This window comes from Vibrio gazogenes (assembly GCF_023920225.1).
Lineage (GTDB): Bacteria > Pseudomonadota > Gammaproteobacteria > Enterobacterales > Vibrionaceae > Vibrio > Vibrio gazogenes.
In genome coordinates this window covers 383,057-403,735 of sequence record NZ_CP092588.1, presented here as the reverse complement: position 1 = coordinate 403,735, position 20,679 = coordinate 383,057, and the positions used below count along the sequence as shown (strand labels likewise).

Below are 20,679 nucleotides of genomic sequence, written 5' to 3'. Positions count from 1 at the left end.
AACACATGGAAGAGAACAATCCCCGCGATTATATCGGCTATGGCCGCGCCGTGCCGCATGCCCAATGGCCGGGACAGGCGCGTATCGCGCTGCAATTTGTATTGAACTACGAAGAAGGCGGGGAAAACTGCGTACTGCACGGGGATGACCATGCCGAAACATTTCTCTCTGAGATATTCGGTGCAGAGCCTTATCCCGAACGCCACATGAGTATGGAATCTCTTTATGAATACGGCTCCCGGGTTGGCGTCTGGCGGATTCTGAATGAATTTCGTCAACGCAACCTGCCATTGACGATTTTCGGCATTGCAACCGCACTCCAACGTAATCCGGAAGTCACAAAAGCAATTGTTGAAGCCGATCATGAAATTGTTTGCCATGGCCTGAAATGGATTCATTATCAGAGCATGCCGATTGAGCAGGAACGTCAGCACATGCAGGAAGCGCTGGATATCATTGAAAACCTGACGGGCAAACGTCCGATTGGCTGGTACACCGGGCGCGATTCACCAAACACACGCCAGTTAGTGGCACAACAGGACGGCTTGCTCTATGACTCTGACTATTACGGAGACGATCTGCCATTCTGGACTCCGGTTGCAGGTCAAGCAGAACCTCACCTGGTCATTCCTTACACCCTCGATACCAATGATATGCGCTTTGCGTCCCCTTATGGTTTCAGTCACGGGGATGAATTTTTCCAGTATCTGAAAGATCATTTCGATTGTTTATATGAAGAAGGCAAAGAAAGCCCCAAAATGATGTCGATTGGTATGCATTGTCGGATTCTGGGGAAACCGAGTCGATTTATGGCGCTGAAGAAATTCCTCGATTATGTTCAGTCACACGATCACGTCTGGATCGCCAAACGAGAAGCCATCGCCCGCCATTGGATGGAGACGCATCCGTCGGCCATTTAATACGATTGTTTTCTTAATACTATGGTTTTTTTAATACTATAGTTTTCTGAATACTATAGTTTCCTGAACACAACGGTTTCCTGAATACAACGGCCTTCATTCGAGTTCAGTCATTGCTTTCGGTCACTCGCTGAACTCGATCAGACTCAACACATGCCACTGTCCCATAAAGAATCCCCACTCATTGACATGAATGGGGATTTGTCGATCGGACATATGATCCGGACATAGGGGCTTAAACCAACCAGCGTTATAACTTGCTTATCCGCCACCAGTTCAAGTTAAAGCCACCCCGCTGTGCATAAATGCCAAAGTTATAAGTACCGGCATTAATATGTACGGTCTGCGATAAGGTTGTCCATTTGTCCCAGCCACCGGTCGCACCAATGTCTAAATAACCTAATACGGTTGAACCTGATGAGAGATCCAGTGACAAGCGCCCGCCACCGTTTAAGCTCGAAACACGGTAGTCAATGCGATAGTCGCCAGAGGTCGGAATGTTGATATTGTCGTAAGACATCCAGTCACCGGTGTCGATCCAGCCGACACTGTTACCACCACCGACATCGTTACTCGGCCCGGTGCCAACGCCTTTCATATTAGAAAAGTCTTCCGCTTCAATCTGTTTGGGAAAATCGTTTGACGGGTCATCGGAAGGCCGATCTGCATCGCGGTAAACCCGGACATAGTCGACATACATCTTCGCCGGGAGTTTGCTCTCATCAATATTGAATCCCGGCCACTGCCCACCAACGGCCATGTTCAGAAGTAAGAAGAAATCGTTATGCAATTCTTCAGTACCACCAGCATTATTGGCAATGCTCATTACATGGTACATATTGCCATCGACATACCAGCGAATTTCGTTTTCATCCCACTCAATCGCGTAATTGTGGTATTGGCTGACGTCGAGGTTATAACTCGGGCTGGAGTAGCTCGCATGACCATTCTCTTCCCAGTGTGCCGTACCGTAGATTTGGTTCTCAGAATTGATATGTTCCATAATGTCCAGCTCACCGCAGCGAGGCCAGCCAACACGATCAATATCACTGCCCAGCATCCAGAACGCAGGCCATAAACCACTACCATTCGGTAAACGGATACGCGCTTCGACACGACCATAGCGGAATGATGCCAATCCCTGAGTTTTCATCCGCGATGATGTATACCGGAAACCATTGACATCTTCACGTTTGGCGGTAATGACCAAATTCCCCTGTTCAACCGTGGCATTTTGCCGTTGGTAATATTGCAACTCCTGATTTCCCCAACCACTACTACCATTACCAATTTCAAATACCCAATCAGGGCTAATGCGATTGGTAAATTCATCTTGCCAGACAAGTTGCCAGTTGGCGCTCATCGCGGCCTGCGAAAACAAAGCGCACCCAATCAAGCTCAATGCAGTATTTAATTTCATTTTCATCTTTATCCTCAATCAACATATCGTCATCAAATCAAGACTGACATCAACGTCACAATAATTAAAACTCTAGGAAGCATAACAATATGAATATTCATTCATTTGCTTATTTTGTCAAATTTTGATATTTATTAAATGAAATTCCCCACAAAATAATCACAAAAATAAACGTATTCTATCAATTGAACCAATGTCACCATGTAAATAACAACGATGTCATTTTCATTTATAGATCGTTATATCGAAAAATTTATATCATGATTTTTAAAGTGAGATAAACAATTGACTCGGGTATCAAAAAAAGATGAATCAGATAGGGGATAAAAATATCGAGGCATCGTTGCACGCTTCTATGTTGTTAAAGGTTCTATGTTGTAAAAGGACAGTTACGTTGAAGGACAGTTACGTAGAAGACCAGTCATTCACCACCGACATTAATATGCATATAATTAACTGATTAATATCAATATTATAAAAAGACAGCAACAAAACAGACAGCACTTTGCTCGAACAAGAAAAACGATATAATACAGAACAGGATTACCCAGCACATATAAATAGAATATGATACTCAACCAAAGATTTAATCAATATAAAATAAACAATATCAACACTTAAATGGATTAAATATAAATAATGTCATAAAAATAGAGAAACCATGATAAAAGACATAAAATCCTCATATAATATTGAGAGCAGCGTCGCCTAACACACTAAATAAATAACTTTCTACCATCATATAAACTATCTATTTTTAATCACACAGATGATGACCTGAAGATACAATTTATTCTAGCAATATCATGATCGTATCGATATTCAGTGGAGAACAATACTGGTAGAATCGGGCTCTCATAATCTCTGTCTCCCTAGCGTTTTTTGTATTTGAATCACATTTACAAAATAACGTAACCTAATCGTGAATTTGAATAAATGCAGCTTTGCAAGACTCAGTCAGAATGGGCAGAGTTTTAATGGAGTTTTCAATGATAGGAACTTGTTTATGTCAATATACAAAGATGCGAGCTACACAACGTCTGAACGTGTACATGATCTACTGTCACAGATGACAATCGAAGAAAAAATCGCGCAGTTAGGCGCGCAATGGCTGATACTCGACGAACAAGGCGATCATCAGGAACGTGAGCTGGAATTCACAAATCAGGCTGTTTCGCGTTCCGTCAAAGAAAAGCTCATGCATGGTCTGGGGCAGATCACGCGTCCTCTCGGCACGCATATTGTTGATCCCGTGACGGGCGTCAAAGCGCTCAATCAACTCCAAAAATATCTTGTCGAAGAAACTCGATTGGGCATCCCTGCGATTGCTCACGAGGAATGCCTCGTCGGTCTGATGGCAAAAGATGCCACCCTGTATCCTGCGTCGATCAATTATGGTCATACGTGGAACCCGGAATTGATCGAGCAAGTCGCACAAGATATCAGCCGTCAGGCAAAAGCTATCGGTGCCAAACAAGGGTTATCACCGGTGTTGGATGTCTCTCGCGATGTGCGCTGGGGGCGTACCGAAGAGACATTAGCCGAAGATCCTTATCTTGTCGGCATGATCGCCACCAGCTACGTCAAAGGATTACAAGGCAAAGACCGCGACTTTATTGCCACCTTGAAACACTATGTCGGCCACTCTGCCAGTGAAGGTGCGCGTAACCATGCGCCGGTCAATATCGGTTTTAAAACACTCAATGATACCTTCCTGCTCCCCTTTGAAATGGCTGTCAAACTCGGTAAAGCCGGTTCTGTGATGCCGGCTTATCATGATATCGACGGTGAACCCTGTCATAGCTCGGCGTACTTGCTGACCGAAATTCTGCGTCATCAATGGGGCTTTGATGGTCTGGTCGTGGCTGACTACGGCGGTGTGGAGTTGCTGAGCGAACATCACGCGACCGCGACAGACCGTGTGGATGCAGCAGCACAATCCTTTAATGCGGGGCTTGATGTTGAATTACCGGACGACAAGTGTGCGATTTATCTCACCGAAGCTATCGAACGCGGTTTGATTACAGAAGAAAAGATTAACGAAATCGTTACCCGTATTCTATCCGTCAAATTTGAATTAGGTCTATTTGAAGATCCTTACACCCCCCTACCGACCGAAGCACTGCACAATGACGTGAGTGAGAAGCTGGCCTACCAAGCCGCGGGAGAGTCGATTGTCTTACTGAAAAACGATGGTCATCTGCCGCTGTCGCAACAGAGCAAAGTTGCGCTAATCGGGCCGACAGCCGATGATCCTTTAGCGCTGCTCTCCGGTTATAGCTTCCCTGTTCACCTCATTTTGGGGGGAAGTCATGCCAGCGAACGCGTGGCTAAATCGATTAAAGAAGCGTTAGCGGAACGTGTCAATCTCGTTGGTTATCAAAAAGGGTGTGACATTCTGCCTGAACGTAACAGCGGTGCACCGGTATTCCCCGGGGATGTCGATATCGCAGTAACACAAGACAAAGTCTCCCCTGTCAGTCTGGATACATCCGCGATTGCCTCGTCGGTGTCAATCATCGATGACGCTGACATCGCTGTAGTGTGCGTCGGGGATTTGGCAGGGTTATTCCAAACCGGGACGATTGGTGAAGGCTCGGATGCAGACTCACTGAATCTGCCGGGCGTTCAGCAACAACTGCTCGATGCTGCACTTGATCGCGGTAAACCGGTCGTGGTTCTCGTCACGGGAGGCCGACCATACCGTTTGGGACGCGCTGAAGACGAAGCCGCTGCGATTGTCTATGGCTGGGAGCCCGGACAAGGCGGTGCCGATGCCATTGCAGATATGCTGACAGGTGTGATCAACCCAAGTGGTCGTCTGACCGTTTCGATCCCGAAAAATGTCGGCGCCGTCCCCTACTACTACAACCATAAGCTGAAGAGCTCCGGCACACCGATCGCATTCCACTTCGGTTCCCAATTCAACTTCGGCTTTGGGCTCAGTTACACTCACTTCGACTACACCAATGCGACACTGGCCAAAACCGAATATGATTTTGATGAGTCCGTGGCGCTTTCGGTGATGATTACCAACAGCGGTGAACGTGACGGTGCAGAAGTTGTCCAGTTATATGTACGGGATAAAGTCTGTTCGGTTGTACGTCCGGTCAAAGAACTGAAAGGCTTTAAAAAGGTTCACTTAAAAGCCGGAGAACAGAAAACAGTCACCTTCCATTTGCCGGTTGATATGCTGAATTTTACCGACACTTCCAACCAGCGCGTTGTGGAAGGTGGCGAGTTTGAACTGATGATTGGTCGTTCTTCACAAGCGATTGAATCGCGCTATACCATCCACGTCAGCGGTAGTAAGAAAGTGCTGCCGCAAGCATGGAATATGGTCTGCGATGTCACAGTAGAATAGCTGCGTTTCAATCATTCATCATCTGGCTTTCAAGTGAATCGATTGCAGTAAAACCAATTGAGATTGTTTAAACAAAAGACGAACCGTTTGGTTCGTCTTTCTATGTGCAGTTGACGACGGTAATACGTTTCATACTGTAACTGTATTGACCAAAGTAAAGAGTCACTTCAGGCACCGCTCTCCTTGCGATAAATCAGATCGTCATACAGCGTTCCACCGATTTCGACATCTTGCTTCACCACCTCAGCACAGTGGAAGCCACATTTTAACAGAACACGTTCAGAGGCATAATTCCCCTGAGTGACATTGGCTTGAAAGCGTTTGATACCGCAGTTGTCAGCAAATTCGAGCAGGCCATTTAAAGACTCTGTCGCATAGCCCTTACCACTGGCCTCCGGCGCAATCATATAACCCAGCTCGGCCACATGATTCTGCAAATGAAATCCGGTAAGACCGACAAGCTGATTGGTCGATATTTCTTGTAACATAAGACATAACCAGAAATCAGACGCTGGGGTCCACGGTGGTAAACGAGATTCGAATCGCGCCCTGATTTGGGCCTCTGTTCGTCGGTTAAAGCAGTATTTGATCGCTGTTAGGTCGGTTTGCAAGTCGTGAAAGAAATCCCAATCCGTTACATTAATCTGTCTCATTGTTAATCGTTGGGTTTGCAATTGAATCGTCACCTTGAGTATCCCTTGATATTCAATATCAACAATCTATTTACTCGTCCCAAAGCTAACATGTCAATATTAGTTATTGCATTAAAGAAAGAGGAAACGTAGCGCTGGGTGAAGTGCCCAGCCAATCAGGAGATATGCACTGAAATTACGAATCATGCCATGAACCTTTTGTACCACTTCGTTATCACGCAGCACTTCCAGTAATGCACTGCTATTGACCATCTGCTCGAAACTCAGGTCATTGTTGCGGCTGGCAATATCGATGCGATACCGATAGCCATAAACCGGCTGACCTTGATCATCCACCGAGTCTGAGATCGATTCGATGCCCTGATAATCACGGACCACCAATGTCTCATCATTGACGCCATCGATGGTGAGCCTGAACCCTAACGTTGCCATGTAAACACCCTTCGTGTTGCTTTCTTTATGATTATTGGAACGTGGTGACTGGCAATGTTTCGCCAAGCCTTTCCTGATTCACTACGCTACCGCAGCCAGATGATTTATATAAAATAAAAATTGATCTGCAAGTCGGACCATTATATGCAACATGCAGGACAGGATTCACGCATTATCAAGTCAGTTTGATTTTGGGAAGGCGATTTTTTGAAGGGATATAACATTTTTATGCTTAGGCGGCGTGTATGGGCACCGAGATGTGCAAAGTTTGGGGCCGGCGGCTGGGAGATAAAACTTTGCAAGTCGCGTTTTGGTGCGCAATTCAGTTTTTTCGCTTTCAATGGCATGTCCGAAAGCAACTCTCTAGTATCGAAATTCAGTTAACTTTGAACTACAGATGAACAATAAAATAACGGTTAATGAAGAGTCCAGCGAGCATGTAAACAGACACATTTATGCCAAAGTATTTATTAAATTCAATATCTTTTAATAATAAAAAAGACAATAAAAATTTACTAGTCAATCCCTGTGACTCTCGGCTCACCGCCTCATATTCCACAACAGCCATATAAAACACATGCTTAAGACAAAAGAGCATTTCTCTTCGGTGTATAATCAGGTAGTCTTGTCGTTATAAAATATAAAAGTTAGAACATCACATTGCTGACATCGTGACCGTAATCTAACAGACAATTTGTTCGGTTTGGGCTAGAAAATCAATGAATGTTATCAAGAAAATATACCAATATGCAGAACCTAATTTATCCTCCGTGGGATGGCTGGGATTTTTCGGCTTTCCTGTATATTACTATGTCTGGACTTATCTTTTCCCTCAACCATATGAATCTCTTTGGTTAAGAGTCATTGGAACACTCCTCTGTCTTGGCCTAGCGTTACGTTCTTTCGTGCCCATAAAAATCCAAAAGTATCTCCCTTACTACTACTACTTTACGATGGGATATTGCCTGCCATTTTTCTTTGGCTACATGATGATCATGAATGATTATAATAATGTCTGGGTTATGTCTTTCACATCTTCCATTTGTTTGCATATACTACTTATTCATGAAACAAAATCGCTGATCATTCAAACAACTATATCCATACTTATCGCTTATTTTATCGCTATCTATATCAACGGAAATGAACTGAGTTCTTTTCACGATTGGGCATATATCCCAATATTTCTTTTCGTCTATATTTTCGGTAACGTATTTTATTTTCGAAATCAGATATCTCATGAAGCAAAGGTCTCCATTGCAAAATCCTTCGGAGCAGGAATTGCGCATGAAATGCGTAATCCGCTCAGTGCAATCAAATCATCTGTAGATCTGCTTCAATCGCTACTGCATACTAAGCATCCGACCGATTCAGTGCCCCATTACATGATCGAACAGAATGATTATCAGATGGTTAATGAACTACTCGACAATATGAATCACACCGTTGATTCTGCTAATGAGACAATCAATCTGCTCCTTACTTCAATAGACCAAAATCGGATTCCGACATCGACTTTCAAAATCTACACTATCAGTGACATTGCGCAGCATGCCATCCAATCGTTCAGTTATAAAAACCCACTCGATCGACTGGCTATCAATATTCATATTGAAGACGATTTCAGATTCCTAGGCAGCGACATTTTGCTAAAGTATGCTTTTTATAATTTATTCAAAAATGCATTTTATTATCAAAATAATGAGAACTTTCACATTGAAATTTCTATTACGACTCAAGACAAATGGAATCAAATAACCGTTACAGATAATGGTGCTGGGATTGCCAAAGAGCACCTTCAAGATATTTTTAAAGACTTTTATACACACGGTAAAAACGGAGGGTATGGTCTGGGATTACCATTCTGTCGACGCATTATGGAAGCTTTCGGTGGAAAAATTGAATGCGCTTCCGTGTTAGGTCAGTGGACAGAATTCACACTCTTATTCCCAACCGAATCATCTTCGGAAATGAGAAAACTCAAAGAAGAATTGGTGAATGCAAAATCTTTACTTTACGTTGGTAACGAGGGTGACGTTCGGCTGCGGCTGAAAAAACAGGCACAGCAGATGGGATTTCATATCGAGACCATCACATTGCCCGAGGCGACCAAACGCAAGGAATATGATTTCGAGTTTGATGTGATCATGGTCGATCTCAACCAAATTAATCGGCAATGGGATTTACTGACTGTTCTAGAATCTCAGCTTCATTTCTCTGAAGCACAAATCCACTATATTTATGATGCCGATAGCCAATATCCGATTCATATCGAACGCCATCTTTCTGTCTATCCGCTGGAAAGAAGTTATTTACTTGATCAAAGCGCCTCGATTCTATATCACTTATTTTTTGAGCTGCCAGAAATAGTTGAAGCCGATAGAAATGTCATACCACTCAAACAGGAGCGCAGCGAAAAATGCATCCTGATCGTGGACGATAATCATTCCGTTCGCAACTTGACCGCGATTCTTTTAGAGAAGCAGGGCTATCATGTTTTACAAGCATCAAATGGTCAAGAGGCTCTGGGAACGATGGAGGCGCACGAAGTTGATCTGATTCTGATGGATATTGAGATGCCTATTCTTGATGGCATCGAAACTACCAGTACGATTCGCCGCTCCCAGAAACCTTATCGACATATTCCAATTCTTGGTCACACGGGTGATACCAATACACCAACGTTGAAACGAATTCGGAATTCTGGAATGAATGATTATATTATTAAACCAGCAGATACAAATAACTTACTTGATAAGCTAGCAAATTGGATATAACCATCTATTCCTTCACGCTTTTAGTTCTGTATCAAATCTAATTTAGAAGCATGATGTACATAAAATATATTTTACTTAAAATACACAGAACTATCTTTTAATAATGAATCGCAGACGATTATTATTTTATCTACATCTTCAAAACTTAACGAACTATTAATCGAAAATCGAATAATATTTTTATTTTTAGGTGTTGCTGGACGGCAAAAAACCGAACCAAAAATACCTTGTTCTTCAAGTATTGTCCTAATTTTTTTAGTATTAAATTCATCACCCGTTTCTAGTGAAACAATATGAGACTGGCTTCTTATATCAAGACCAATTTCCTTCAATCCTAATCTCAGTTTTTTTGATAAAGCAAACAATTTCTCTCTTCTATCATCAGCATTTCTTATTACATCCAATGTTGCTTTTAATGCTGGAATTTCATGAGTCATCATCGTTGAACTAAAAATATTCGAAAATGCAGCATATGGGATACAGTGACCAAAATCGCTATTCGTGCAAATGATACCAGCACGGTAGGCAAATGCTTTTGCTAAGCTTGCAGTCATGAAATCAACTTTTTCCGATAGACCCAGCTCATTTAATATGCCTGCGCCATTCTGCCCGTAGATCCCTAAAGAGTGCGATTCATCCACAACTGAAACACAATTATACTCATGAGCGATTGCAACAATATCTTCTAAAGGCGCTACGGTTCCGATGGTACTGTAGACAGAGTCCACCACGATAATCCCGGGGCCATGGCGTTGGATCAATTTTTTCAAATGATTACAGTTATTATGCATAAATGGATGAATATTCGCATGACTATAGCGAGCCCCTTCCCACATCGACATATGAGCAAAAAAATCAATATAGACATTGGTTTCTGGTACACAAAGAGCTTGTAATAAAGAGACATTCGCACTCCATCCAGACTGAGAGATAAATGAGTTACTAAAGCCAGTGTACTTTGATATCTCATCTTCTAAGATATGTTTATGATTATCATCATGTAGAAATATTGATGACATAAACATGTCATTTTTCTTGTGTTGCAGTGATTTGATCAATTGTTCACGAATATCTATATGTTCAGATATATCTAAATAATCATTACTCTGCATCACGATATCTTCGAGTGTCGGTGTTATCCCAACAACTAAGTTCTTCCCATAATCCGTATTGATAAGATCTTTCATTAAAAAATCAATTCTTGACTCAATAAATTCAGGTAGAGACTTAGGATAGTTAAACATAATAAAAACCTTCCAAATATAATAATTAGGAAAGCTATTTTCTCAGCAAAGAGTCAGTTGTCATCATGATAAATAAATTATTTTGCTTATCATTACAGATTCAATTATATTAAATTCATTATTATTTACACATCATTACCATGTGGAGGTTTAATTATTTTAAAAATTATTAATTTAATGGCTAATATGTTCAAATTTAAAACAATTTGTTATTTTGTAGAAAATAAATCAGTGAATTTATCCATTATTCTTACTAAGAAGCAATGTGAACTAAAAATATTATATTTCTCAATACATTGAGTCGATAATTCAAACAGAAAAGCAAAAAAATGCAGTTAAATATAGCAATCAATTGCATATTTAATTATTCAAAATACAGCGCTAAAAAAAGCGCTGCTATCAATTAGCAGCGCGACTAAAATTTGGAAGATGTTTATGCCTCTTGCTGTGATGTTCTCCGTTTCTCCCACTGTAAGACCAAACTAATTGCGGGCGGTAACACCGTTAACGTAATGACAGTTGCAGCCATCAATCCACCGATGATGGCATATGCCATGGGTTCCCAAAAAACCTGTCTGGCAATTGGAATCATGCCAAGAATAGCAGCAAAAGCAGTCAACAAAATTGGTCTGGCGCGATGCGTTGCGGCCATCACTATCGATTGATGCGCCCCATTGCCTCGCTTCAGGTTGTCATCCACCTCAGAAATCAGAATCACCGCATTACGAATAATCATACCGACCAAGGCAATCACGCCAAGCAACGCGACAAAACCGACAGGTGTGCCCGTTGGTAACATCGCGGCGACAATCCCGATTAAACCGAATGGCGCGGTACACAATGCCAACATCATGCTGGAGAAACGTCGGAGCTGAATCATGAGCAAGGTCAGCATCACGATGAGCGTTACCGGTAAAACTGCGTAAATTGACTCATTCCCTTTCTCCGACTCGCTGACAGTACCTTCTTCTGTGACCTCATAACCGGCAGGGAGTTGTTGTCTGAATGCTTCAATCTGAGGAGCTAACTCGGAAGAGACTTTCTCGGCCATGATTCCGGGTGCGATATCGGTCTGAACCGTAATAAAGGGTTCCAACTGACGTCGCCAGATAATCGGATCCGTAATGGTATATTCGACTTTTGCCACTTGCCTGAGCGGAATGACTTGATCCTGACCGAGCGAAATTTGCAGGTTCTCTATCGTTTCAATATCCTGCTGCTCACTCACACCACCTTTCACCACAATACTGACCGGATGAATCCCTTCCCGTAGTGATGTAATCGTCTGACCAGAAAAAATCGTCGCCAACTGTTGTGCAATCTGTTGGCGGCTCAGCCCGACAGCCCGGGCAGCCGTTTGATCGACATCGACACGCAGCAAACGCTGTGGTTCTCCGGATGTCAGGTTGATATCCCGGGTATCGGAATGATCAGCAACCACATTCGCCAGTGACTGTGCATATGCCCGAACGTGATTCAGGTTCGGCCCGCTGACCCGGTAACGCAACGGCCAACCGACCGGCGGCCCGAGTTCTAATGGCGAGACACGTGTAATCCATGCTCCGAAATCACGCTGCATGATGGTTTGTAACTCTTTGCGCAGCGTTTTGCGCTGCTCGATATTTTTAGCCACAACCACAACCTGAGCAATGTTCTCCTGATTCAGCAAAATATCCATCGGTAGATAGAACCGTACAGCGCCGGAACCAACGTAACTTGAGAACAGAGCCACTTTGGGGTTACTTGCCAACTGAGCTTCCAGTTTTTTTACCTCAGCCAGCGTATCTCTCTGAGCCGCATTCGCCGGTAGTCTCAGACTGACAAGCAGTTCCGGTCGGTCAGATGCCGGGAAGAATTCAGAATGGAGCCGCTCAGATAACGCACCGGCGACAACCAACAAAGATATCGCCAGAACAATGGTTTTCCATCGATGATGGAGGACACCGTTAATCAGCCGCTGATACCCGGCAGAAAGTCGTCCTTGTTTGGCTGCATAAGCTTTCAGATTCTCAGGTAATAACCATACCCCTAATAACGGTGAGAAAAGAATGGCAACAATCCATGAACTGGCTAGGGATACCATCACCACCACAAACAGCGAATAGCAATATTCCCCGGCGCTTGAGGCAGCGAATCCGACCGGAATAAAGCCCGCAATGGTTACCAGTGTTCCCGTTAGCATCGGAAACGCGGTATTTTGATAAGCCCATGCAGCCGCTTTTTTCCGCGGCCAGCCATCTTCCAGCTTGGAAACCATCGCTTCAATCGTGATCATGGCATCATCGACCAGCAAACCGAGCGAGATGATCAACGCCCCGAGAGAGATGCGCTGAAAACCGATACCGGCAATCTCCATCCCGGAAAAAGTCATAGCGAGTACAATCGGAATCGACACAGCAACGACCAAGCCTGCTCTTGTGCCCAGCGATACAAACGACACCGCGAGCACAATCACGACCGCTTCAATCAGCACCTTGACGAACCCACCGACAGCATCCTTGACCACCGCAGATTGGTCGGCCACTTTAGTGACGTCAATCCCATAGGGTAAATTATTCTCAATCCGAGACATTGCTTGGCGTAAATCCTGCCCGAATTTTAACATATTGCCATCAGGCGACATCGAAATCGCCAGCCCTATTGCGGCCTTGCCATCGACCCGAAACTCGGGTTTCGGGGGCTGTTCGGCTTGCGTATATATCTTTGCGATGTCACGCAGGGGAATAAAACGATCATGGATACGGAGCACAATCTCTTTCAGGCTTTCGGCCGAGCGGAATGCACCACTGACCTGAACGGATATCCGTTCATCATCGGTTCGAATCACCCCTGCCGGCGTCACGGCATTCTGGGCCTGTAAGCTGTCAATTACCTCTTTGAGATTTAACCCGAGCCCTGCCAGCCGTTTGGATGAGATGGCCAGCACAACCTGTTGCTCCTGTGCGCCCATCACTTCAATCTTACTGACATAAGGTACTCGCATCAGCGTTGAACGCACGCCATCCACGGTCTGACGCAGCTCTTTCATGCTGAATCCATCTGTCGTGAATGCGAAAATCGTCCCGAAAGTATCAGCAAATTCATCATTGACCGCAGGGCCAATCACGCCGCTCGGTAGTTCAGGTGACAAATCCAACATTTTCTTGCGCGTCTGATACCAGATATCCGCCACTTGGTCTGGCGGTGTGCTGTCGCGTAAGTTAACAAAGATGACCGTCTCTCCGGCCCGGGTATAACTTCTCAAATGGTCAAGATAAGGGATCTCTTGCAACTTCTTCTCTAACTTATCGGTTAGAAATTGCGTGGTTTCTTCGATAGTCGCCCCGGGCCAATGCGCAGAAACCACCGCAATTTTGACGGTGAACTCTGGGTCTTCGTTACGCGGTAGATTTTGAAAACTGATAATCCCCATGACGACGATCATCAACATCAAAAACGATACCATTTGTTGGTTTTCCAGTGCCCAAGCAGAGAGATTGAAACGCTTTTCAGATGAATGGGATGCCATGATTACTCTCCCTGCATCAGACGAACTTTCAACCCGGGTCGCAGTTGATTGACACCGGCAATGACAACCTGATCACCAGCATCAAGCCCTGAAGACACATAAAGCGCATCGTCGCTGTAGCGAGTGACCGATATCAACTTCAGCCGAAGCTCACTGCTTTGTCTATCAACCACATAAACGGCCGGCTGATCGCCTTGACGTGTCAAAGCCGCTTTCGGCACGATAACCTGATCAATCGTAGGGAGTTGTAATTGCCCTTTGACAATCGCACCCAGTCCCATCAATGCTGGCGGATCAATCAGCGTGACCCGAACGCGGTATGTCCGGGTATACGGGTCGGCCTGTGGCGTAATGTCACGTAATTTAGCGCGAGTTTTGATTTCAGGATTAGAGAGTAGAGAAACCGTAATTTGCGGGTCTTCAATCCGGGTCTGTAAGACCTGCTCAGGCACTTCAAACACGGCGTCCAACTGACCATTGTCGGCAAGTTTAAAGACTTGTTGCCCTGCACTGACAACCTGTCCGGGGTTCGCATTGGTCTCGTTGATCACCCCATCTTGTGGCGCAATCAGATGGGTAAACTGTAAATTATCTTGCGCATCTTTGACGGCAGCCTGAGCCCGCTTAAGCTGGGAAGCAGCGGCTTGCCAGTCCGATTTTGCCTCATCGTAACGAGAGTGAGAAATGGCCCCGTTGGGTAATAATTTTTCCATCCGGGCAAGGGTTCGCCGAGCGAGTGTTGCCGCTGATTTCGCATTATCCAGTTCCGCGTTGGCCTGCTTGAGAGCATTATTGGCATTACTGGGATCCAAGGTCGCTAAAATCGCCCCTTGGTGTACGAGATCACCGACATCAAACCGACGCTCAAGGACGCGTCCGGCGATCCGAAACCCCAGCACCGTTTGCTGATAAGCTTCAATATCACCGACTTGTGTCACAACCGGTGTGGTTTTCACCGATGAGACAACCATGGTTTTGACCGGACGAATCGGTTTCGGCTCAACCGTCACCGGACGCGCATCATCATAACAAGCGGTTAATCCACTGATTAAAATCCATAACCCAAGCCACTGTCGCCAAACACGATACCGAGAAAACCAACCAACAATGGATGATGATCTTTTTTGATAAATGCGAAATATCATTAGGATGTTCTCCTACTATTTTTATTTTGAATTCAATCGATATTACCGATTTATGAATCGGAATGAATGGAAATATCATAAATATAATGGTGGTCAGACCGGACAAACAGTCCGGGCATTCAAGTCGAGGAAAATGTTTGGGAGGGAGCTCTCAAAGTGAGGTAATACAGGCTATCATTGCCATAAAAATTCATGTGGGACTGATCATGAAAATGTTGCTATTACATTTAACATTCCGGTGTTTTCACTAACATGTTGCTCGCCTGTCGGTGAATGCGATATATCGTTAACAAATTCATACTCAATAGCGAGGTTTCCAGCATCACCCCACCAATCGAGCCAACAATTATGTTATTGATGAGCCAGCATATGCCGCCCAGCAGAAACCCGATCCGCATCTTAATACCGGCAAGACAGAAGACCGAATAGGTGCCGATAACGGTCCCCACGACTGACCAGAGATCCCACCAATGATTTGCCATCCATACACCGCTGACAAGACTGATCACAATAAAGACCGCAGCAACGCGGATCGAAGAGACAAAAATGGCGGTGGTCGTCCGGGCGGCAGATAACATGGTACTCAGTGCCGAAACCGTTGAACCCAGTAACAGATAATGAATACAGTGATTCAGGTTGAAAATCAGCATTAATATTTTCAAACGCCGATCATTCTTCTGATAAAAAGTCGAAAGCCCTAAAGCAAAACTGACCAAACCTAGCGCTTGTGCCAATGTATCATTGGCGAAAATTGTGTCACCCACAGCAATACTCTTACCCTAAAATTTACAAGTTAGTAAATATAATGAATTGAATAACAAGAAAAGTAGCAATAAAACCGATCAATAATTTGTGCAATAGTTGCACAAATTTGGATTTTTGAAAAGCTATTTTAAAAATATTGTTCACCTTTGCATACAACGATATAATAGCGCAGAACAGCATCAGGATAGAATGAATATATGAGTACGTCGATCACGCCTAACATCCATGATTTTCTGGTCAGAATCGACCCGTTCGATAAATTACCGCCAGAATTGGTTGCTTCGATGGCCAATACGGTCAAAGTCAAATATCTCGTGAAAGGCGAAACGATTGATTTTAGTTCGTTGTGTGAACAACGCTATCTCTACATCATCAGAACCGGTGCCATAGAACAACGAACTCAAACGGGTGAGTTACGAGCCAGACTCGGTCAGGATGATCAATTTGGTTTTACCTTCCTCAAACCACTGGTGAATGCAGAAGACGGCTATCAGGCACAGGCCATTGATGACTCACTGTTGTACTTGATTCCCCATCAGGAGCTGACGCTGGTCTGTGAAACCTATCCGGATTTTGCTGACTACTTTGCGTCTCAGGCCAACATTCGGCTGACCTCCGCGGTCAACGACGTGTGTAAAAAAGAAGCCAAAGGGCTTTTCTTTCGCACGGTCGGAGAAATTGCCAGTGAGAATATTACGATCGTCAACTGTCACGATAGTATCCGCGATGTCGCACGTATGATGTGCGGTAATATCCCTCACAAGCAACGCAGTTCTTGCGCTGTCGTTATGCAAAATCAAGATATTGTCGGCCTAGTGACGGATCGGGATATGACACAGTCGGTCGTTGCAACCGGACGCGACATTGATGAGTCGATTGCAACGGTCATGACGCAGCATCCGCATATGATCGAACACGATGCCAAAGTGATCCAAGCCATCTCACTGATGATGCAATACAACATCCGCTGTTTACCGGTCTTGACAGGCAAGCGAGTCACCGGGCTTCTCACCACCACGCATCTGGTTCACAACCATCGCACCCAATCGCTGTTTCTGCTCGAAAAAATTAAATACGCCAGTTCAGTCAATGCGTTGGCTCATCTCAAAAGCGAGCGGGAAACGATATTTCAGGCGTTAGTCGAAGGGGGCGTGAGTGCTGAAATTCAAGGACAGATCATGTCCATGATGATGGATGCGTTTACACGCCGTATCATTCAACTTAGCGAAGAAGTCCTCGGGCCTCCCCCCTGTGAATATGCCTGGGTGGTTGCCGGATCACATGCCCGCAATGAAGTCCATATGCTCTCCGATCAGGATAGTGCCTTGGTTCTCTCGGATCACGCCCGTGATGAACATAAACTCTATTTCACTCATCTGGCGATGCGCGTTTGTAATGCACTGGCAGCCTGTGGCTATCCGGTGTGTGATGGTCGCTATATGGCAGCGTCCCCGAAATGGTGCCAACCGGTCTCCCGTTGGAAAGAATACTATCAAAAATGGGTATCCAGCCCGGAATATAATCGGCTACTGAGCATCAGTGTATTTCTTGAAGTCCGGGCCATTTATGGGCAACGAGAACTGGTTGATCAGATTCAACACCATTTGCATGATTGTATTCAAAAAAGTTCCGGTTTTATCCCGGCACTGGTACGTGATGCTGTTGAAACCCAGCCCCCGCTTGGGATTTTCAATCATCTGGTGCTCGAAAAAAGCGGGCAAAACAGCAACACCCTGAATATTAAAAAGTATGCACTAAACCTAATCATTGATCTGGCAAGAATTTTCAGTCTTGCCGCCGGAGGCTCTTTGACCGGCACGGAAGAGCGTTTCCGTTATGCAACCAAACACGGCGTACTGTCTCAGGATAGTTGTGAAAACATTATTGGTGCTTACCGTTTTATCACGCAGGTTCGCTTTCGCCATCAACTGAATGCGATTCTGGCCGGAGCGACACCGAATAATCAGATTATTCCCGATCATTTCAGCAGCTTTGAACGCAAACATCTGAAAGATGCGTTTAAGATCATCAGCGAATTACAAGATGTCGCGAAGCTGAAATTCGTTAAAGGAAGATAGACGATATCAAGGAAAGCCAATGATGCTCACTGACTGGTTGCAACACTGGAAATATCCATCCGATGCGGAAGCGCTACGGCAACGGATTCAAATCGATCCGCGTTGGTCGGCAGCATTGCGGGCATATCTGTCATATCCCTTTGCTCAGCCAGAAACGCCACTCAGCGAGCTCCGGTTTCTGGCGCTTGATTTCGAAACGACAGGTCTGACACCTGCACATGATCAGATACTCTCGATTGGGATGGTTGATTTAACTTTAGAAGCCATTGATATCGCCAGTCATGAAGAACTTTTGATCAACCATGGCAAATTCATCAAACCAGAGACCGCACAAATCAACGGGCTGACACCGCACGCCTTGGAGCAAGGTATCTCTCTGACCGATGGGATGAATCGACTGTTGGAACGGGCACAGGGGAAAATATTACTGGCGCATCATTGCCAGATAGAAAAATGTTTTATCGCAACTTTTCTCCGACATCACGCGCAGTTGCAATCGTTTCCTGCCTGTTTTGTCGATACCCTCGATATTGAAAAACGGTTCAGTTACGCCGGAAAAAGCAAACAACACGACAGTTATCAGTTGGATGACTTACGCCGTTTCTACCATCTACCCGATTACTGTTCACATTCGGCAGCCAGCGATGCACTCGCCTGTGGCGAGTTATTTTTAGTTCAAATTAAAAAGCTGAACTTACAAAAAAACCCTATCAGGCAATTACTGACCCGATAGGGGTATCAATGGTCGTGTCGATTGGGTTACGGTTTCGCCCGGATGAATAATTCACCGACTTGCAAATGGATCACTTCCACCAAAGTCCCTTTGGTTAATGGCTCTTGGGTGATCAAACGCCACTCAATGCCAGAGAAACGATACGATGTCGGTTTTTCCGGTGTGGTATCTTGTGGCAACACAAAACTGTGACCAATCAAATCACTATGTACGCTCGTGTGTTGAGGCTTTTTCTGAGCACGTTTAAAAACCGGCCACAATACACCACCGGAGAGCAGTGTATAAAAGGTCGTGGCCACCAACGCCCATTGCCATGTGGTGGGAATCCATTCGAGATACATCGACAGTGATGCGAGTAATAACCCTATCCCCATCAATAACAACACAAATGTGCTCGCGCCCAGCACCAACACTTCAACCACTAACAAGATTAATCCGGTTACGGCCAATACCTGCACCAAATGCGCTATGATAAAATCCATTATCGGCTCTTATTCAACTGACTAATGATCGACGTCGCCTGCGCCACGATAGAGCTGGCATCTGTCGCGTTATCAGGCAGAATCACCATGGACGACTCTTTGGCAATCGCCTGCTTCGCTGCAATTGCTTTGGTCGCCAGTTCAAGCTGAATTGCTTTCTGACCGCTTTCCGTATTGGCGGACTCACCGACAGTTTGCAGGGCTTCCGCCTGTGCATTTGCCACCGCAATAATGGCTTTCGCTTCCCCTTCTGCACGGAGTATTTTCTCGGCTTTATCGGCTTCCGCTGACAATACAATTGACTGTTTCTCACCTTCAGCACGGTTAATCGCGGCCTGACGATCCCCTTCTGATTCGAGAATCTGAGCCCGCTTGACCCGCTCAGCTTTCATTTGAGCTTCCATCGCTTCCATGACAGATTGAGGTGGAATAATATCTTTGATTTCATAACGCAACACCTGAATCCCCCAAGGGCCGGCCGCCTCATTGATTGCAGAGACAATATTGGTGTTCAGCGCATCACGCTCTTCAAAGGTTTTATCCAACTCCATTTTACCCAGCTCAGAACGCATGGTTGTCTGGGATAGCTGAGTCACCGCAAAAACATAGTCATCAACCCCGTAAGTGGCTTTATATGGGTCAAGCACCCGAAAATACAGCACACCATCCACATGCAGAGAAATATTATCTCTGGTAATCGCACTCTGCTGGGGAACATCAACGGCCTGTTCTTTTAATGAACGATCCGCCGCAACTCGGTCAATAAAGGGCACTAAAAAGTGTAATCCGGCTTCTTTGGTTGACAGATATTTGCCAAACCGTTCGATCAGATAAGCCTGATTCTGAGGTACAAAAATAATGGAGGATTTCAGTAAAAAGAATACGAAAATAAGCAGTGCGACAGGCACTGTAAAGACATTGTTAAACAGTAGATTCACGATATCCATGAGCAAACGTGTTCCTCAGTAAGCATATAAGCAGTTCAAAGTGTACTGCCCTCTCATCATCAAAGAAAGCATTTCCTTCTATTCATATTTATCGAATCAATCCCACGTAAATATGATGGAAAAAACCGTGATTTGCTACGCAAAGCAAAGATGATGATCACAAATTCTACGGCGCATTTTTGATCTTCCTGTTGGCGACGAACTATACCTA

At 44.8% G+C, this 20,679-nt stretch carries 14 protein-coding genes; 5 read left to right on the top strand and 9 right to left on the bottom strand.

The annotated features are described in order from the left end of the window. Positions 1 to 5 precede the first annotated feature (5 nt). Entirely contained in the window at positions 6 to 920 is a 915-nt protein-coding gene (gene puuE, locus MKS89_RS17375) for an allantoinase PuuE (RefSeq protein WP_072954849.1), read from the top strand. A 250-nt stretch (positions 921 to 1,170) separates the two neighbouring features. On the opposite strand, the gene MKS89_RS17370 is transcribed toward puuE, so the two are convergent. Next, positions 1,171 to 2,346 carry a carbohydrate-binding protein gene (locus tag MKS89_RS17370; protein WP_077316169.1) on the bottom strand — a complete coding sequence of 392 codons (1,176 nt, stop codon included), beginning with the start codon at positions 2,344 to 2,346 and terminating at the stop codon, positions 1,171 to 1,173. 1,000 nt (positions 2,347 to 3,346) lie between these two features. Here MKS89_RS17370 and MKS89_RS17365 point away from each other — a divergent pair. Then, on the top strand, positions 3,347 to 5,704 hold the full coding sequence (locus MKS89_RS17365; RefSeq protein ID WP_072954848.1) for a glycoside hydrolase family 3 N-terminal domain-containing protein: 2,358 nt from the start codon (positions 3,347 to 3,349) through the stop codon (positions 5,702 to 5,704). Positions 5,705 to 5,871: 167 nt separating this feature from the next. Here the strand turns inward: MKS89_RS17365 and MKS89_RS17360 are convergent, their stop codons facing one another. Then, positions 5,872 to 6,357, bottom strand: a complete 486-nt coding sequence (locus tag MKS89_RS17360; RefSeq protein ID WP_131814846.1) for a GNAT family N-acetyltransferase — start codon at positions 6,355 to 6,357, stop codon at positions 5,872 to 5,874. A gap of 111 nt (positions 6,358 to 6,468) precedes the next feature. Further along, positions 6,469 to 6,789, bottom strand: coding sequence for a hypothetical protein (locus MKS89_RS17355; RefSeq protein WP_072954845.1), 321 nt, complete (start codon positions 6,787 to 6,789; stop codon positions 6,469 to 6,471). A gap of 719 nt (positions 6,790 to 7,508) precedes the next feature. Between MKS89_RS17355 and MKS89_RS17350 the strand changes: the two genes are divergently transcribed. Further along, positions 7,509 to 9,566 carry a hybrid sensor histidine kinase/response regulator gene (locus MKS89_RS17350; protein WP_072954844.1) on the top strand — a complete coding sequence of 686 codons (2,058 nt, stop codon included), beginning with the start codon at positions 7,509 to 7,511 and terminating at the stop codon, positions 9,564 to 9,566. A 71-nt stretch (positions 9,567 to 9,637) separates the two neighbouring features. Here the strand turns inward: MKS89_RS17350 and cqsA are convergent, their stop codons facing one another. The 4 genes from cqsA to MKS89_RS17330 form a co-directional block, all read right to left on the bottom strand. Next, positions 9,638 to 10,810: an alpha-hydroxyketone-type quorum-sensing autoinducer synthase gene (gene cqsA, locus MKS89_RS17345; RefSeq protein ID WP_072954841.1), complete on the bottom strand. Its 1,173-nt coding sequence runs from the start codon at positions 10,808 to 10,810 to the stop codon at positions 9,638 to 9,640. A gap of 433 nt (positions 10,811 to 11,243) precedes the next feature. Further along, positions 11,244 to 14,318, bottom strand: coding sequence for an efflux RND transporter permease subunit (locus MKS89_RS17340; protein ID WP_072954838.1), 3,075 nt, complete (start codon positions 14,316 to 14,318; stop codon positions 11,244 to 11,246). A 2-nt stretch (positions 14,319 to 14,320) separates the two neighbouring features. Next, on the bottom strand, positions 14,321 to 15,463 hold the full coding sequence (locus MKS89_RS17335) for an efflux RND transporter periplasmic adaptor subunit (RefSeq protein WP_072954835.1): 1,143 nt from the start codon (positions 15,461 to 15,463) through the stop codon (positions 14,321 to 14,323). Positions 15,464 to 15,690: 227 nt separating this feature from the next. Next, on the bottom strand, positions 15,691 to 16,227 hold the full coding sequence (locus tag MKS89_RS17330) for a YgjV family protein (protein ID WP_235862441.1): 537 nt from the start codon (positions 16,225 to 16,227) through the stop codon (positions 15,691 to 15,693). 198 nt (positions 16,228 to 16,425) lie between these two features. On the opposite strand from MKS89_RS17330, the gene MKS89_RS17325 reads away from it, so the two are divergent. Further along, positions 16,426 to 18,306 (top strand): DUF294 nucleotidyltransferase-like domain-containing protein, encoded by a 1,881-nt coding sequence (locus MKS89_RS17325; RefSeq protein WP_072954832.1) that lies wholly within the window; start codon positions 16,426 to 16,428, stop codon positions 18,304 to 18,306. Between the two features lie 19 nt (positions 18,307 to 18,325). Continuing rightward, positions 18,326 to 19,039 carry an exonuclease domain-containing protein gene (locus MKS89_RS17320; RefSeq protein ID WP_370737039.1) on the top strand — a complete coding sequence of 238 codons (714 nt, stop codon included), beginning with the start codon at positions 18,326 to 18,328 and terminating at the stop codon, positions 19,037 to 19,039. Between the two features lie 26 nt (positions 19,040 to 19,065). Here the strand turns inward: MKS89_RS17320 and MKS89_RS17315 are convergent, their stop codons facing one another. Continuing rightward, positions 19,066 to 19,521, bottom strand: coding sequence for an NfeD family protein (locus MKS89_RS17315; protein ID WP_072954830.1), 456 nt, complete (start codon positions 19,519 to 19,521; stop codon positions 19,066 to 19,068). Continuing rightward, entirely contained in the window at positions 19,521 to 20,468 is a 948-nt protein-coding gene (locus MKS89_RS17310; protein ID WP_072954828.1) for an SPFH domain-containing protein, read from the bottom strand. Before MKS89_RS17310 ends, MKS89_RS17315 begins: the two co-directional genes overlap by 1 nt. Positions 20,469 to 20,679 lie beyond the last annotated feature (211 nt).

Excerpts from the sequence above, each read along its gene's own strand:
- MKS89_RS17335 (WP_072954835.1), bottom strand. The coding sequence starts at position 15,463 with ATGATATTTCGCATTTATCAAAAAAGATCATCATCCATTGTTGGTTGG.
- puuE (WP_072954849.1), top strand. The coding sequence starts at position 6 with ATGGAAGAGAACAATCCCCGCGATTATATCGGCTATGGCCGCGCCGTG.
- MKS89_RS17355 (WP_072954845.1), bottom strand. The coding sequence starts at position 6,789 with ATGGCAACGTTAGGGTTCAGGCTCACCATCGATGGCGTCAATGATGAG.
- MKS89_RS17350 (WP_072954844.1), top strand. The coding sequence starts at position 7,509 with ATGAATGTTATCAAGAAAATATACCAATATGCAGAACCTAATTTATCC.
- MKS89_RS17340 (WP_072954838.1), bottom strand. The coding sequence starts at position 14,318 with ATGGCATCCCATTCATCTGAAAAGCGTTTCAATCTCTCTGCTTGGGCA.
- MKS89_RS17360 (WP_131814846.1), bottom strand. The coding sequence starts at position 6,357 with ATGAGACAGATTAATGTAACGGATTGGGATTTCTTTCACGACTTGCAA.
- MKS89_RS17320 (WP_370737039.1), top strand. The coding sequence starts at position 18,326 with ATGATGCTCACTGACTGGTTGCAACACTGGAAATATCCATCCGATGCG.
- MKS89_RS17310 (WP_072954828.1), bottom strand. The coding sequence starts at position 20,468 with ATGGATATCGTGAATCTACTGTTTAACAATGTCTTTACAGTGCCTGTC.
- cqsA (WP_072954841.1), bottom strand. The coding sequence starts at position 10,810 with ATGTTTAACTATCCTAAGTCTCTACCTGAATTTATTGAGTCAAGAATT.
- MKS89_RS17365 (WP_072954848.1), top strand. The coding sequence starts at position 3,347 with ATGTCAATATACAAAGATGCGAGCTACACAACGTCTGAACGTGTACAT.
- MKS89_RS17315 (WP_072954830.1), bottom strand. The coding sequence starts at position 19,521 with ATGGATTTTATCATAGCGCATTTGGTGCAGGTATTGGCCGTAACCGGA.
- MKS89_RS17325 (WP_072954832.1), top strand. The coding sequence starts at position 16,426 with ATGAGTACGTCGATCACGCCTAACATCCATGATTTTCTGGTCAGAATC.
- MKS89_RS17370 (WP_077316169.1), bottom strand. The coding sequence starts at position 2,346 with ATGAAAATGAAATTAAATACTGCATTGAGCTTGATTGGGTGCGCTTTG.